Source organism: Polaribacter sp., assembly GCF_039939415.1.
Classification (GTDB): domain Bacteria; phylum Bacteroidota; class Bacteroidia; order Flavobacteriales; family Flavobacteriaceae; genus Polaribacter.
Window position 1 is genome coordinate 41,183 of record NZ_JBDVJE010000037.1, and the last position, 17,128, is coordinate 58,310.

9 protein-coding genes are annotated in these 17,128 nt (G+C 29.0%); 4 read left to right on the forward strand and 5 right to left on the reverse strand.

From position 1 onward, the window contains the following. Nucleotides 1-184: 184 nt before the first annotated feature. The 3 genes from ABJG40_RS05820 to ABJG40_RS05830 form a co-directional block, all read right to left on the reverse strand. Nucleotides 185-3,313 carry a UvrD-helicase domain-containing protein gene (locus ABJG40_RS05820; protein WP_348023633.1) on the reverse strand — a complete coding sequence of 1,043 codons (3,129 nt, stop codon included), beginning with the start codon at nt 3,311-3,313 and terminating at the stop codon, nt 185-187. Between the two features lie 76 nt (nt 3,314-3,389). After that, nucleotides 3,390-4,226 carry a ZIP family metal transporter gene (locus ABJG40_RS05825; protein ID WP_348023634.1) on the reverse strand — a complete coding sequence of 279 codons (837 nt, stop codon included), beginning with the start codon at nt 4,224-4,226 and terminating at the stop codon, nt 3,390-3,392. Continuing rightward, entirely contained in the window at nt 4,223-4,879 is a 657-nt protein-coding gene (locus ABJG40_RS05830; RefSeq protein WP_348023635.1) for a metal-dependent transcriptional regulator, read from the reverse strand. Before ABJG40_RS05830 ends, ABJG40_RS05825 begins: the two co-directional genes overlap by 4 nt. Before the next feature lie 101 nt (nt 4,880-4,980). Here ABJG40_RS05830 and ABJG40_RS05835 point away from each other — a divergent pair, with 101 nt between their 5' ends. Both ABJG40_RS05835 and ABJG40_RS05840 read left to right on the forward strand, forming a co-directional pair. Beyond that, nucleotides 4,981-7,218, forward strand: coding sequence for a TonB-dependent receptor (locus tag ABJG40_RS05835; RefSeq protein WP_348023636.1), 2,238 nt, complete (start codon nt 4,981-4,983; stop codon nt 7,216-7,218). After that, nucleotides 7,218-7,697: a thioredoxin family protein gene (locus ABJG40_RS05840; RefSeq protein WP_348023637.1), complete on the forward strand. Its 480-nt coding sequence runs from the start codon at nt 7,218-7,220 to the stop codon at nt 7,695-7,697. The genes ABJG40_RS05835 and ABJG40_RS05840 overlap by 1 nt, the downstream gene beginning before the upstream one ends. A 154-nt stretch (nt 7,698-7,851) precedes the next feature. On the opposite strand, the gene ABJG40_RS05845 is transcribed toward ABJG40_RS05840, so the two are convergent. Continuing rightward, nucleotides 7,852-10,950: a M36 family metallopeptidase gene (locus ABJG40_RS05845; protein ID WP_348023638.1), complete on the reverse strand. Its 3,099-nt coding sequence runs from the start codon at nt 10,948-10,950 to the stop codon at nt 7,852-7,854. Nucleotides 10,951-11,864: 914 nt separating this feature from the next. On the opposite strand from ABJG40_RS05845, the gene ABJG40_RS05850 reads away from it, so the two are divergent. Beyond that, on the forward strand, nt 11,865-12,275 hold the full coding sequence (locus ABJG40_RS05850) for a hypothetical protein (protein WP_348023639.1): 411 nt from the start codon (nt 11,865-11,867) through the stop codon (nt 12,273-12,275). A 9-nt stretch (nt 12,276-12,284) separates the two neighbouring features. Next, a complete protein-coding gene (locus tag ABJG40_RS05855) occupies nt 12,285-15,770 on the forward strand; it encodes a T9SS type A sorting domain-containing protein (RefSeq protein ID WP_348023640.1) in 3,486 nt (1,161 codons plus the stop codon). A gap of 672 nt (nt 15,771-16,442) precedes the next feature. On the opposite strand, the gene ABJG40_RS05860 is transcribed toward ABJG40_RS05855, so the two are convergent. Further along, entirely contained in the window at nt 16,443-17,000 is a 558-nt protein-coding gene (locus ABJG40_RS05860) for a hypothetical protein (protein WP_348023641.1), read from the reverse strand. Between the last annotated feature and the right edge of the window lie 128 nt (nt 17,001-17,128).

Here is a 17,128-nt window from a genome sequence, read left to right on the forward strand (position 1 = left end):
CAAAAGTAATCCCTTCAAACGTATTTACAAAGACAAATGTACAAAAACTTGAGAAAATTTCGCTTTTTATTAATTTTAAAAAAGTTAAGATTTTATTTTTAAAGAATAATGTGTCAAAAATATTTTCATAAAAAAGAACAGAATAACTAAAAGCAAGATCATTGAGTTCTAAGAAAAATTAGCGCTACAACTCAACAACCTTAATACTTTTATTTATGTAAACAATAAGTTTTTTATGAACACTAAGTTTAATAGACTTTAAAACTAACTCATATTTTAATAATTGCTGATGATGATCTACAGATGGATTTCCAGTCTTATAATCAATAATTACAACTTCTTTTCCTTTTATAAAAACCAATCTATCAGGAATGATTACCTGATTGTCTATATCTACAATTTCTCTTTCATTAAAAACAATAACATTCTCAGAAAAATAGGGCGTTAATTTCGGGTGATTAACAACACAGTAAATACTCTCTTTTATTTTTTTAGTTTGTTCGTTATTTAAAATCCCTTGTTGATTATAATGTAAAATAACATTATCAACATCATCTTTGGTATAGATTTTTGCTAAAATTTCATGAAAAAGATTTCCAAAATCAATTGCTTTTCCTTGTTTTGTACCCCATAATTTAGAAGAACTGGCTAATAATACAATATTATGTTCTTGCCATGGTGTTGAAATAAACTTCTTATGCACATCTAAAACAGATTTTTCTTCTTTCTTTTTATGTACTCTATTATTATTACCAAAAGTATATTCTAACAGCTCTTCATTCCAAAGATTCTGCTCTTTTAAATAATTGATAAAAACACCAGAATAAAAATTTGTGTTTTCATCTCCTTTTGCAGATATTTTTTTTTCTGTAATTATATGTAATTGTTCTACTGCTCTTGTTAGTGCAACATATAATAAATTAAAATTATCTAACTCTAACTCTTCTCTTTGTTTATTATATATTTCTAACCCCCTATCACTTACAATACTTAAACTTTTACTATAATCTACCAAAAGCTCATTAAATCCTTCATAAGTTACTGGTAATTCATTTATCCAAGATTTTGGCTTTATTTGTCTGTAGACATCAACATCACATGGAAAAATTACTACAGGAAACTCTAATCCTTTAGATTTATGAATAGTCATTACTTGAACTGAACTAGAGTTTTCTGATGCAACTATACTTAATCTATCTTTTTTTAGTTCCCAAAACTCCAAAAAACTACTAATATCTGTACCTTTTCTTTGTTGCTCTAATACTACATCTAAGAAAAACTGTATATAGGCATCAGAAGAATTAACCAAATGAAAGTTTCTAATAATTTTTTCTATTTTCTCATAAAAAGGTAGTTCATAAAATTCTAAAACATCAAATGAAATTCCATAATTTTTTAATGATTCTAAGATTCTAAGATTTTCAACTTTTGCAAACTCACTTAAAAAAAGGTGTTTAGGTTTTTCTACCTTTAAATGGTTGTATAAAAAATACAAGAATTCAAAACGAGTCTCTTCATCACTTGGATTTTGTAATATTTTTAAAACATCAATCAAAAAAGAAACTTTTGAATTGTTTTTTAACAATAAAGTTTCTGAAGAAATAATATTTATACCTTTTTCTGACAAATAATTAGCAACTGCAACACCATCTTTTCTGGTTCTAGTTAAAACACAAATTTCATTCAGTGAAAAATCTAATTTTAGTTGATTAATTTTATCTAAAACTTTTTGCGGATATTTTACTTTTTCTAGTTCTTTATCTTCATTTTTATCAAGAAAATTTAAAGAAACTAAACCTCCTTTTTTATTGTTTTCTAATTGTTTATTTCCTTCTACAAATAGGTTTTTATAAGATACATTCTCAATAAAATTAGCTGTGTGTTGAAAAAAAGAATTATTGAAATTAATAATTTCTGAATAACTTCTAAAATTTGTTTCTAAACTTTTAACTTCTTTCTCAACATGAAAAGGGTTTTCTACTTCAGAACCTAATTTAATAAACTGTTCTGCTTTCCCACCACGCCATCTATAAATTGCTTGTTTACCATCTCCAACCAGTAATAAGTTACTATTTTCTTGTGCAAGAGCATTATCTATTAAAGGGATTAAATTATTCCATTGTAAAACAGAAGTATCTTGCATTTCATCAATAAAATAATTCTGAAAACGTTGTCCAATTCTTTCATAAATAAATGGAGCAGGTTGGTCTTTTATATTATCAGAAATTAGCTGATTAAACTCAGCATTTAATCTTATATTGTTATCTTCTTTTATGGTTTCTAATTCTGAATTAATATTATTTAAGACCGCTAATGGAATAATACTTTTCAATGCTAATTTATTCATTGAAAATTGCTTAAATATTTCTTCTGCTTTTTTAAAATATTTAATTATTTCAGGAACAATAGCGTCTATAGTACTTGCAATAGTTTCTGTGGTAGATTTAGAATAGTATTGATTATTTTCTATTGCTTTTATTATAGTTTCTGCTCGTTTAATGAAATCTATGTTTACAGATTTTACACTTAAATCTAAAAAGAATTTCGGAATTGTTCCGCGCATAAAATCTTTTTGTTCTAGATCGTTTTCTTCTATCAACTTAAGACATTTTTTTGCAATCTTAACAATCGATTTTTTTAATTCTATTTGTTGAACAAACAACTTAGATTTTAATTCTGTAAAATCTTCTAATTTTTTATTTGCAAGATTTCTAAAATGAGCAACATCATCTTCATTTAAAAGAATTCTAGCAAACTCACTTAGATCTCTAGAAATATCCCAAGATTTATCATCATCTGTTTTATCTAAAGAATAATCTATTAACAGATTTGTTAGCTTTTCATCTGTTCCAATTTTAGAAATTAACACATCTACTGCTTCATTTAATAAAGAAACTGCATCCATTTCTACTTCAAAATTAAGCGACAAACCTAAGTCGAAAGCGAAATTTTTAATAATTTTATGTGTAAAACTATCAATTGTGGTAATTGAAAATGCTGAATAATTTTGTAAAATTGCCTCTAAAATTTTCTTACTTCTTTCTTGAATAGTTACTTTATCAATAGTAATTTCTTTAATAAGAATCTTAAAGATATCGTTCTCTTTTGCTTCAGAAAAATCTTCTAAATTAGACAAAACACGTTCTTTCATTTCACCTGCAGCTTTGTTGGTAAACGTAATTGCTAAAATTTTCTGAAACGTAAAAATATTTTCAGAACTTAATAAAACTTTTAAGTATTCTTTTACAAGTGTAAAGGTTTTTCCGCTTCCAGCAGAAGCATTATAAACCTGAAAATTAGATGGTTTTTGCACAGAACTATTTTTAGTGCAAAATACAAAAAGCCAAACAGTTATTGTTTGGCTTTTTAATTATATTTTTTTCGAAATTTTAACCTAAACCAACATCTAAAGACATCATTACAATAAAACCACCTATAAAACCTAAAGTGGCAATATCTGTATATTTATCTCTTTGTGTTTCCGGTATTACTTCTTCTACAACAACAAAAATCATTGCTCCTGCTGCAAATGCTAATGCATATGGTAAAATTGGGGTGAAAAATGAAACTGCTAAAGCCCCTAAAACTGCTGCAACAGGTTCTACTACCGCAGATAATTGTCCAAACCAAAAACTTTTTAACCTACTTATACCTTGCCTTCTTAGAGGCATAGAAACAGCGAAACCTTCTGGAAAATTCTGAATTCCAATACCTATTGCTAATGAAATTGCTGCAATTATCATTTCCGTTTGCTCAACCCCAACTAAGGTAGATGCTGCACCAAATAACACTCCTACAGCTAAACCTTCAGGTATATTATGTAACGTAATAGCTAAAACCAATAATGTTGTTTTGTGCCAATCTGTTTTTACGCCTTCTTTTTCTGTTTCTTTAAAATTGATATGTAAATGTGGTAAAATTTTATCCATACCAAAAAGAGCTAAAGCCCCTAATGCAAAACCAATTGCAGATGGTAAAACTTTTACAAAACCTTCTCCTGGGCTATTATCTATTGCTGGTGCTAACAAACTCCAGAAACTTGCAGCAACCATAACACCACCTGTAAAACCTAACATCCCATCTAAAACAGCTCTATTTGCTTTCTTAAAAAAGAAAACTAAAGCTGCACCTGCAGCTGTTAAACCCCAAGTAAAAAGAGATGCATATAACGCTGCTTGAATAGGATGCTCTTTACTAAAAGCTACTAATTGATCGAATATGCTCATAATTTTCTTATATATATGTTATTTGCTATTTTATTAGAAATAGTTAATTTTTTGTTTTCTATTTTAACTGCTAAAGAATCGTCGTATTTCTCTTTTTCTAAAACAGTAATCTGTTTTCCTAAGGTTATCCCTTTTTTATCTAAAAATTGTAAAAACTCTGATGAAGAATCATCTACTCCCACACAAATTCCAGATTCATTTTTTAATAATGATGCTAACAAAATTTTATCTAAAACATTTAAATTACCTTCTTTATCTGGTATAGGATCTCCATGCGGATCATGTGTTGGAAAACCCAACAAAGCATCTAATTGATTTATTAATTTTGGCGACTTAATATGCTCTAATTGTTCTGCAACCTCATGAACTTCATCCCAAGAAAAGTTAAGTTTTTCTACTAAAAAAACTTCCCACAATCTATGCTTACGAACAATATTAGCAGCTATTTTTTTTCCAAAATCGGTTAATTTAACTCCTTGATACTTTTTATAAATAACCAATTCTTTTTCTGATAACTTTTTTATCATATCAGAAACTGAAGATGCCTTTGTTTCTAATTTATTCGCAATAGAATTTGTACTAACATCTTTATCAAGCTCTAATTCTAAATGATAAATCGTTTTTAAATAATTTTCTTCAGAAAGTGTAAACATCCATAAAATTTTATACTACAAATGTACACTTTTTATTTTTATGAAATATATTTTTAGTCTTATCTAAAAATTTAATTATATTTGTCAAAAATAATCATTTTATGAAACTAAAATACTTTATTATATTAACTGCTTTATTAAGCATAAATGCTGTTTTTTCTCAGAATAATACTATTTCCGGGAAAATATCGACCAAATCAAATGCATTGCCCTACGCAAATGTTTATTTGAAGAAAACTAAAATAGGAGTTGCTTCTAACGAAAATGGCTTTTATCAACTTAAAAACATACCTAAAGGAAGCTACACATTGGTTGTTAGTACGGTTGGTTATCAAAGAAAATCTATTAAAATAACAGTTGACGAAAATGAAAATATCACCAAAAACTTTACTTTAAAAGAAGATAGTTCTTTAGACGAGATTGTTGTTTCTGGTACTTTAAAACCCGTAACAAAATCGAACAGCCCAATTCCTGTAGAAGTGTATTCTCCTACTTTTTTTAAGAAAAACCCAACGCCTTCTGTCTTTGAATCAATGGCTAATGTAAATGGTGTTAGACCACAAGTAAACTGTAGTGTTTGTAACACAGGTGATATTCATATTAACGGATTAGAAGGCGCGTATACTTTTGTAATGATTGACGGAATGCCTATAGTTAGTGGTTTATCTACCGTTTATGGTTTAACCGGAATTCCACAAGCATTAATAGAACGTATAGAAATTGTAAAAGGACCAGCATCTACTTTATATGGCTCTGAAGCTGTGGGTGGAATTATTAACATCATCACTAAAAAACCATCTTCTGCCCCTCTATTATCTGTAGAAACTTTTGCCAGCTCTTGGGCAGAAATAAATACAGACATTGGATTAAAATATAATTTAGGAAAAACTAACGGATTGCTAGGTGTTAATTATTTTAATTATCAGAATCCTATTGATAATAATGATGATGGATTTACCGACTTAACACTTCAAAACCGTATTTCAATCTTTAATAAATTTAATTTTGAAAGAAAAAACAACCGTGTTTTTACAGTTGCAGGTAGATATGTTTATGAAGATAGATGGGGCGGAGAAATGGATTGGACACCAAAATACAGAGGAGGAACAGACGTTTATGGAGAAAGCATTTATACAAGTAGGTGGGAAACTTTTGGGACTTACCAATTACCTACGGAGGAGAAAATAAACTTACAATTTAGCGCAAACGGTCATAGTCAAAATTCTTATTATGGCGATACTTTTTATGACGCAGATCAATACATTGCTTTTGGTCAATTAACTTATGATACTAATTTTGGAGAAAATCATGATGTATTAATGGGAGTTGCTTATCGTTATACTAGTTATGATGACAACACAACTGCCACTGGTAACGATACAGAAAACAATCCTTCAATTACACATTTACCGGGAATATTTATTCAAGATGAAATTACACTGGCTCCAAAAAGTAAAATGCTTTTAGGAGCAAGATATGATCATAATAATGTACACGGAAGCGTTTTTTCTCCTAGAATTAATTACAAATGGAATTCCGACAATAACGAAGATATTTTAAGAGTTAGTATAGGTAACGGCTTTAGGGTTGCTAATGTTTTTACCGAAGATCATGCCGCACTTACAGGAAACAGAGAAGTTGAATTTGAAGATGAATTATTACCAGAAACCTCTTGGAATGCGAACATTAACTACGTTAAAAAAATAGTTACCACAAACAATAGTATTATTAGCTTTGATGCCAGTGCTTTTTACACGTATTTTGACAACAAAATAATTCCTGATTACGAAACAGAAACAACTAAAATTATTTATTCTAATTTAGATGGACATGCCGTTTCTAAAGGATTTTCTTTAAACACAGATATATTATTTAACAACGGATTATCTGTTATAGCAGGTGCCACTTTAATGGATGTATCTACAACAGAAAACGACGTAACAGAAAGACAATTATTAACAGAAAGTTTTAGTGGTACTTGGAGTATTTCTTACAACTTTAAAGCCATCGATTTAAAACTAGATTATACAGGTAATGTTTACGGACCTATGGATTTACCTTTGCTAGGAGACAACGACCCAAGATCGCCAACTTCTCCATGGTATAGTATTCAAAATATACAAGCTACTAAAAAATTCAGTAATAACTTTGAAGTTTTTGGAGGAGTTAAAAACTTATTAAACTTTACACCCGCAAGTAACAGTATTTTACGTTCCTTTGATCCGTTTGATGAAAACTTAGATCCAGCAAATCCTAATTTAACTTTTGACCCTGCTTATGTATACGCATCTAATCAAGGAATTAGAATGTTTTTAGGTCTTAGATATAATTTACAATAATGAGAAAAACGTTTCTTTTCTTTTTTATCCTTTCTACTACAATTCTATTTAGTCAGAAAAACGATTCTCTATTAAGTTATTCTTTTGAAGAAGCATATAAATTACAAGAAAAAGAAAAGAAACCTATTGTTGTATTTTTTCATACAAATTGGTGTAAATTTTGTTTTGCGATGAAAAAGAATACTTTTACAAACAAAGAAATCATCAAATTATTGAATGAGAAATTTTATTTTATTTCTTTTAATGCAGAAAGTAAAAAGCCAATAAATATAAATGGGCAGACATTTATAAACAAGTCGGGTATTCATCAAATAACTGAGATTTTAGCATCTAAAAAAGGCACAATAAGTTATCCTTCTACAATCATTTTAAGTCCAAAAAATACTATTGATGAACAAATTGATTCTTTTTTATCCGTAAAAGAAATCAAAAAAATATTACAAACATATCTTTTTAATTTAAAACAGTATAACCATTAATTCTTTGAATTTCTATTAAATAAAGATCAGTATTTTAAAAACGAAATACACTAAAGTACATAATTTAAAACCAATAAAAAAACTCAATATTTAAACAATCTTGAGTTTTAAAAATTATACACTTTAGAAAATGGTGTATTTATATAAATGAAATTTATTCTTTCATAATACGTCTTATTGATTTACGAGAACCGCTTTCTATATTTAATACATAAATCCCTGAAGCAAAATCTCTAAGACTTAATGTTTTTTGGTGAACTCCCATCGTATGAACTGAAACATTTGTTAATACTCTTCCCATAATATCAATTACAGATACTTTTGCATTTTCTAAAGATTCTGAACTTTGTATTGTAACAATATCTGTTGTTGGGTTTGGAAATACTTCCAAACCTTCTATTTCAAGATTTTGTATAGATAATGAAGAGTCACCTCTAACTACAAAATCATCTATAATGGCACCTTCTTTACTAACTCCTCTTTCATTATTTATCAATACAAATCTAAACAGTATATTTTCTTCAGCTGAACCGTTTATATCAAAATCTTCTAATGAATGCTTATATAATTTCATTTCAGCATTTGTTCCTCCTGCACTATGTGTACTTAAGTCATCTCCTTCTCCTGTCCATTGTCCGCCAACACAAAGTTCACAAAGAATCCCATTCCAAACATCTCCGTTATTAAACCAATCTTTATCGTCTGCATTTCCCAAAATTTGCCAAGTTACACCTCCATCTACAGAATATTCAAATGTTATAAAATCCAATTCTTTCTCTGTATCAAAACCCATTTTAAATTCTACACTAGCATTTTCTACTGTAGATAAATCATAACACTGAGAGACCAAAAAACCTCTTACACTTCTTTCTGTATTACCATCTAAGTTCGTTCCATAAACTTTAGACCCTGTGTCTTTTAACAGCGTTCCATTAGCAATACCTCTTTCCCATAAAGCGTTTTCTCCTGATATATTATACGCAATTAATTCATCCGAATCATTTTCAAAAGTATTAACAACCCCATACTCACCTGAATCATTTACATATAAATTGATAGATGTAGTTACTGAATTTAATGTAGTAACTTCTAATTTACGAATACCTCTTGATATATTTTCTGAATCTAAAATAGTAATAACTCCTGTTTGACAAGCACCAATGTTTCCTGACCAAGTTTCATTTACCGTAGAACCACCATCTATTGTATAGCTATATTCTAAAGAAGATATTGGGGTGTTTGTAAAGTTTGATATAGACATTTGAGCGATTCCATTTCCACAAGCTCCCTTAACTTGTGTTACTGAGAAAGCAGCTTCTGGTAAATCAAATGATTCTTGACCATCTCCCGCTGAATTAATAGCACCTTGTTGTGCTCCAAATCCTAAACCTCTTTTAGCAAACACTTCCCAAATTAAGCAGGCATTTTCTCCTCCTGTAGTAGCCCTATCTGCTGCTAAAATAGCATCTCTAGAATCTACAAAACCTGCACCACATGGCTGTAGTTTTAACCCATCTAATACTAATTGTAATACTTTATTATTCCCTGCATCTCCATGATATAAATCATCAGAAAAACCATACTTATCTATATAAGCCCAAGTTAAATCCCATAGCATTGTTGCCCAAACAGTCCCAACACCATGAGGAACAGATGCATATTTAATATCATCATAAGTATAATCATTAATACTAAAATCTGTAGAGTATGGTTTATTTCGAAGCCCATTTCCAGTTATTGCTTGTCCTTTAGAAAAAGTACCTATTCCTCTTCTAGTTTTTGAAAGATCTCCTGTATTCATAGTCATCATTAAACCAAACCAATCAGACCAACCCTCTCCTTGTTGAGCTTTTACTGTATTATGATTTAAGCATGATGCATAAAAAGGACCTCCTACTAACCTTGTTGAGATTCCGTGACCATATTCATGAATTATAATTTCATTATCAAAATCACTATCTCTAGGTGTATCAATATTAGTATATAAGTACATTTGCATTATTGGATTAACACCATCTGTATCTGTGCGCATATTTGCGTTATTTGTTCCTGCAGCATCTTGAGCTTCTGCATTTAAACTATCAGATTTCCCTATAACATTACTATAATTATTTTCTTGAAAATTACCAGCAGCCTCATCAAAACCATATCTATAAAACACATCGTGAGCCATGTTAGTTACATAAAACAAATTCGTAACTGCAGCATCTCTATATGCTTTTGGGTCTTCATTATTATAATCATAAGGAAAATCAAATTCTAAAGTATCTCCTCCATTTGGTGAATCGCCATCTTCTGAATCTTTAGTATCTAAGTAAGCAAATACATTATTACCTCTTGTAATTGTATATTCTGCTCCAGGTATACCATCAATATCATGCCATCCAAATGGAGATGCTTCAACATTAGCAGGGTTATTAATTAATGATCTATCACCATGTATTGGACTTGAAACACCTGGGGTACCACCATCCGATAGTACTGGTAATACTCTATAACTAGCCCCATCTACCATCATTGAAGTATTCTTAGCAGATCTAAAAAAATCAAAATCTGTTTTATTTTTTTTTATAGATGTAGAATGATTGTGATCATGGTTTCCGAAAGCGCAACTAATTGTATAATTATGTATGTTTCTTTCACTTATTTCTCCTGTAACAGCATCTACTCGAACACTCCATGCATCACTAGATCCTATAACATCAACTTCAACATCTTGATACAGTCTTAAGCTTCCATCTGCTTCTTCAACATACTTTAATTTTACAGGAATCGTACTTCTTGAAGAAATATTACCATTAGAAAACTCGTAGCTTTTCTTTGTTTTACTTAGCGTTTTTAACGCGGTAGGCATCCCTAATTCAAAATGAGATGCTACCTTTTCTATTGCTTGTTCTGCTGTTATTATAGGGGTTATTACATTCACTTTTTCTGCTACATTGGAAACAAGCCTACTTGCCAAATTAAAAACTTCGCCATCTTTAATGGCTACAGTTGTAATGGCATTATAAATAGGAATGCCTTCATGTTCTTGCCCAACGTACACTAAAGTCACATCCATTCCTTTAGAATAATATTCATTGGTTACCGTTAGACCTTCAATATCTTTCTCAGATAATTTAAACTCTTCACCACGAACGTACTCCTGTATATTAGACCCGTTTGGAGATATACTTAATGAATTTTGAGAGAACCCAAATGCCGATAATAGCATTAAAAAAACAAAAAAAATACTTTTGATTACATTTTTCATTTTTATAATAATTGAATGATTACTAGTAGTGCCTGATAAAAGACAAGTGGGGTTTCTAATATAGATTTCCTACTTTTTTATATCTTAATTTTCACTACAAAATATAGATATCCGCAAAAGTACAAACTTTAATTAACTTCAATTAAGTTAACAACTTGTACTATTTATTTTATCCTCTAAAACTCTTTAGAAATAACAGTAATAAATTGATTATAAGAAACATAAAATTAAATCAAAATATACTGTATGGTGATTATCTTGTATTTAAAATGAGTAATTTTATTTGATAAGAACACTATTAACAAAAACAAACCTTCTTTTTTCCCTAAGCAATCAGAACGAGTATTTGTAATAAATTCACCCCTTAAAAAGCATGGTATTCGAGTAGGAAATTATATTAAATGCTAAAATTATTTTGTATCAAAAGAGGTCAGAATGTGTCATGAGATAAGAAAAAATTAAAACAAATTAAAAAGCCTTTTTTTATTCTAAAAAATGTAAAATACATAAACAATTTTACATTTTAAACAGAACAGACGAAACAATTATTTTTATAAGAACTTTATTTCTATTTACCTTAAAGTGTTACTATTTTTAGTTTTATTTAAAAAAGTTAACTTTTTTTTTAACCTTTATCATAAGTTTTGTCGTCTTAGTTAAGAATAGTTAGTCAAAACTTATGATAAAGGTTAAAAAAAAATAGATGTGTAACAGAACCATCTTTTTACGGTATAAATTAATCATAGAAAATGCAATTAAATTATACAACGAAATAAGATTACACTTATCTTTAAATTTTACATACCAAATATGGTCTATGAATTTATCAGCTTAAAAATCAATTTTAACCTGTAACTATATCACAAGAAAATACATCTAAATAGAATCAAACTATTAAAAAAATTATATTCTTTATGAAAAATAAATTAATAAAGCTATTACTCTTTTTTTTCTTTTTTTCTTTTTTTTTCAATTGTAAATCAAAAAATGTGAACCAGATAGAGGATAAAAATAACATAACATTCCTATCTACAGATATTATAAAAACGCTATACAATCAAGATAAAAGTTTGCTTTTAATTATAAAATATAAAGAAGACGGAAATATACCTACAACTTTTAATTATAAAGTTAAAAATATTAAGTCCAATAAAATAGTAAAAGAAGGTCTTTTTATAGGTAGAAAGATTGAATGGTATGATAATTCAAGTTTAAAATGTATCGAACATGTTGGGATTATTAGAGAAGAAAACTCAAGGTTATCAACAATTGAAAACTCCAAAAAAACAAAAAATTATACGATAGTAAAGATTTATAATAACTAAACTAAAACCATGAAAAAAAAGCACTCAATAATATTTTATTCAATACTGTCTTTATTTTTTCTCTTTTCGTGTCAAAAAAAGAAAGCAGCAGATATTATTATTTCTCCTATTAAAGAAAAAAAGAAAAAAGGAGATATAAATGGTAAGCACAAAAAAGGAATAGAACATATTGCAGATTATCAAAAAGAAATCCGAAAACCTTTAGATGCAGAAAAATCTACTTATAAAGAAGGGTATTTAGTACAAGAGTTTAATAAAGCAACCGCAAAATCTTTTGCTAAAAAAAGTGCTAACATTATTAATCCAGTTTTTATAGAAAGAGGTCCAAATAATGTGCCTGGTCGTTCAAGAGGTATCGCCATAGACCCTAATAACCCTAATAGATGGTATGTTGGTTCTGTAGGTGGAGGTGTTTGGTTAACTGAAGATGGAGGTGCATCATGGAGTAGTTTAACAGATTTTCAAATCCCTAATTTAGCTACTTCTACTATTGTAATTAGCCCTACAAATATAAATACGCTATATGTAGGAACAGGAGAGCCTTTTGGTAACTTAGGTCGTATTAGTGGATCAGGTGTATTTAAAACGATTGATGGGGGTGCTACATGGCAACATTTAACAGCTACAATAACTTTTGGTGATGTAGGAAGAATTATTATAAACCCTACCGATGAAAATAATGTATTAATAGCTACTTCAGAAGGTATTTTTAGAACAACAGATGGAGGTACAACTTGGACCCAAACATATACAAGTACTGGAACAGTACAAGATTTAGATGTAGACCCTACAAATTTTAATATTCAGTATGGCTCTATAAATACATTTGGAATCATAAAAAGCGAAGATGGAGGTATAACTTGGACAACAATTTTTGATAGATTTGATTATAATGCAGCTCATAGTAGATTTGAAACTTCTGTTTCTCCTGCAGATCCAAATACTGTTTTTTTAAGTGTATATACTTCAGGAAGTTCTGCAACAGTTGGTGTAAATACAGATTTTTATGTTTCTAGAGATAAGGGAGCTACTTTTACCAACTTAACTACAACTAGAATTACAGCAGCTGTATCAGAACAAGAAGCTACAGCTGCAGCTGCAGCTGCTAATTTAATAACAAATCAAGGATGGTATGATAATGTTATTTTGGCACACCCACATGACGCTAATATTTTTTATATAGGAGCTATAGCTGTTTTTAAAGTTACCGTTACAGGTAATAATTTTGCATCTACTTCTATTGCATCTGGTTACGATAACAAACAAATAAATTCAAATGTTCATGTAGATCAACATGGATTATTCACAATTTTAGGTGCTAATAAAGAATTTAAAATTTTATTAGCCAATGATGGTGGCGTATATAGTACAACTTCTAAGGAAGACCCAGGAGCTACAGAAGGAGACTGGTCTAATGCTGTTTCAGGAAAAAATAGTACACAGTTTTATGGAGCTTCTAAACAAAATGGAGAAGATAATTATTTAGCAGGAGCTCAAGACAATGGAACATGGATTTCTAGTGGAAATAATAGTAATAAAAATAAAACATATTCTACTGTACGTGGAGGAGATGGCTTTGAAGTAGTTTGGCACTATAACAACCCTAAAGATTTTTTAGCAACTTCTCAATATAATAGTTTCTCTAGATATATTAATTATACACAAACTGCTACTTATGGAGATATTTCAGAGAATGCACCATTTTATTCAAAATTAGCTAACGCCAACAATAATCCAGATGTAGTTTTTACAGTTACCAAAGATGGTGTTTGGCGATCAACTGATTTTGGCCAAAATTGGAATTTAACTTCTATTACCGATAATTATGCTTCTAGCGCATCAAGTGCTCTTAATGTTAAAGTTTCTACTGCAGACCCCTACATTGTTTGGGCTGGATCTAGAATGACAGAGTCTGAATCTTTTACTTTACATGTTTCACAAGATAATGGGAAGTCTTTCTCTAAAACATCAGCTTTTAATAATCCTATTGGAAATCATAATCTTGCTATTTCCGGTTTAGCAACATCCTATATAGAAAGAAATAGAGCATATGCTTTGTTTTCAGGTCAGGGAGCTGCAAAAGTTTTAAAAACAGAAGATTTAGGGAATACATGGACAGATATTTCTGGATTTTCAACAGGTGTAGATACTGGTTTTCCAGATGTTGCAGTACATTGTATTGTAGAAATGCCTTTTAATAAAAATCTATTATGGGTTGGAACTGATATTGGAATATTTGAAACGGAAGACGGAGGAGAAACCTGGAGTATAGTATCTGACTTTATTTCTGTTGCTGTTTATGATATGAAAGTAATAAATGATCAAATTGTTATTGCTACATATGGTAGAGGGATTTGGTCTGCAACAATTTCAGAATTAAATTCTTATGTACTAGCCGATTTTTTAACTTTTCCAACATTTAGTATCTATCAAAAAGAAATAGAAAGTTTAGAAACTATTGTAACATATAGCGTTCCTAGAGATGGTGTTAATAGAGTTAAAATTTTTATAGATGATGTTGAGCAAACTGAAATTATTCAAGATTTTAATACAGGAGTAACTTACACTTTTGAAACAAAAGAGCTGGCAGAAGGATCCCATAAATTAGGGGTGCAATTATTTGATGATACTAATAATTTACAAACACCAATAGATAACAAGGAGTTTGACGTAATTGATTTTGAAACCCCAAGCACAACATTAACAATTTCAGAATTTAAAAATTCTAACATATATATTTACGATGATAGTTTTATAATTTCAAGTTTATCTAATGAGTTAACAGCAAATGTTGTTAGTAACTCAGATCATCCTTATAAATCTAATACAACGTATTCTATGGTATTAAAGCAACCATTAACAATTGATGAAACTAATAAAAATTTCACATATGAAAATGTCGCAGTTATAGAACCATATACAACTAATCCAACTAATTTATCTAAATTTTATGATTTTGTAATAATTGAAGCTTCTACAGATTTAAAGGTTTGGAAAACTATAGACAAATATGATTCGAGAAGATATTCAGAATGGTTAACAGAGTTTAACAAAGGAGAAGATGCTACTTTTTTAGAAGCACTCTTTAAAAAGCAAACTGTAGATTTAACAACAAAAGGACTCTCTGAAGGAGAAACAGTAGTGTTTAGATTTTCTTTAATATCAGATTCATATGTAGAATCTTATGGATGGGTACTAAAGTCTATAAATGACGTTGCTACTGCATCAGTAGATGATGTTTTATCTGATAAAAAAATATTTTCAGTTTACCCAACAGTATCAAAAGGAAACTTTACTCTTTTTGCTAAAAATACTTTAGGAAATACAAAAATGACCATTTTTAATATGAAAGGGAAACAAGTTTATAATAATAATATTGACTTTTCTAAAAACAATAAACAAGAAGTTTCTGTAAATTTAAATGCAGGAGTTTATATTATTAATTTAATTGATGAAAACAATAAAAAATCTTCAACTAAGATTATTATTGAATAAAACATAAATCACTATTATTGAAAAAAGGACGCTAAATAAGCGTCCTTTTTTATACATATAAAATACCTTGATAAGGAAAAGTATCACAAGAAACCAAGCTATAGTCTTGACTTATTTTTAATAACCGTTACTTTATCTTTACCATTCTTGGTAAAGGTAAAAGATAAATACTATATGCTTATAAACGAAAACCTAAAATGAGAGCTAAGGAAAATAAAAAGTAACTTAATTTTTATAATAATTGAATAATTACTAATAGCATATGATAAAAAAACGAGTGGGATTTCTAATATTGATTTCCTACTTTTTTATATCTTAATTTCACTACAAAATATAGATATTCGCAAAAGCACAAACTTTAACGAACTTCAATAATTAAACAAATTGTACTCTTTATTTTATATCTAGTATTCTTTAAAAGGAGGATTAAATACTGTCTATTAAAAATAATAAAAGAAATGAAGATTATTTTACTTAAAATTAGTGCTGCTGATTCCAAATCCTTGGAACTAAAGATCTCAAACCTAAACTATACACCAAACCAATCGAAGTCATAATATGAGAACGTTGACTTTTAAATCTCTCTTCGGAAAACTTATACATTACTTGAAGATTCAAACCAAACCTTTTTGAAAGCCAAAAAGTATTTCCTGCACCAAATTTTAAATTAGCTTAATGTTCAGTTGCCCAAAGTCTAGGATTCATAGAACGATATCCAAGACTATAAACCAAACCAATAGAAGTCATTGCATGTGATTTTTGGCTTTGAAACTTGTCTTGTGAGTATTTATACATCAACTGTAAATTTAGTCCATACTTACTAGAAAACCAAAAAGTGTTTCCAACTCCAAAATTAGCAGTTGGTGTTAAAGCAGCTGCTTTTATGAAACTTCCACCAATAAAAATATAAGGAACAACATTATTTTTAGATGTTCCAAAATCATATCTAGCTAAACCATCAAAAGTGGTGTATTTTTGATTGTCTCCAATTGCAGTTGAAAAGGCTCCAACAAACGTTATGTTAGAAAACATATATTTTGACAAAGAAAACCTAGGAGATTGATTAATAAAACTTCCGCCCAAAAGAAGACCATCAGCATCAGAATATTTAACGGATGCTAAATCTATACCAAAAGTCCATTTATTATCTTCATTTTGACTAAAAAGAGACATTGTAGCAATAAACAAAAAAACTACTATAATGTAATTGTATTTTTTTTTCATTTTCATTTAAGGGGATTTAATTAACAGTTACAAAACTGTTTGATAGCAAATATATTGTATTCTTTAAAAAAACAAAATTCTTTGCAATGTTTTTAATCTAAAAAATTAATTTTCTGTAATAAACTCAATATTTT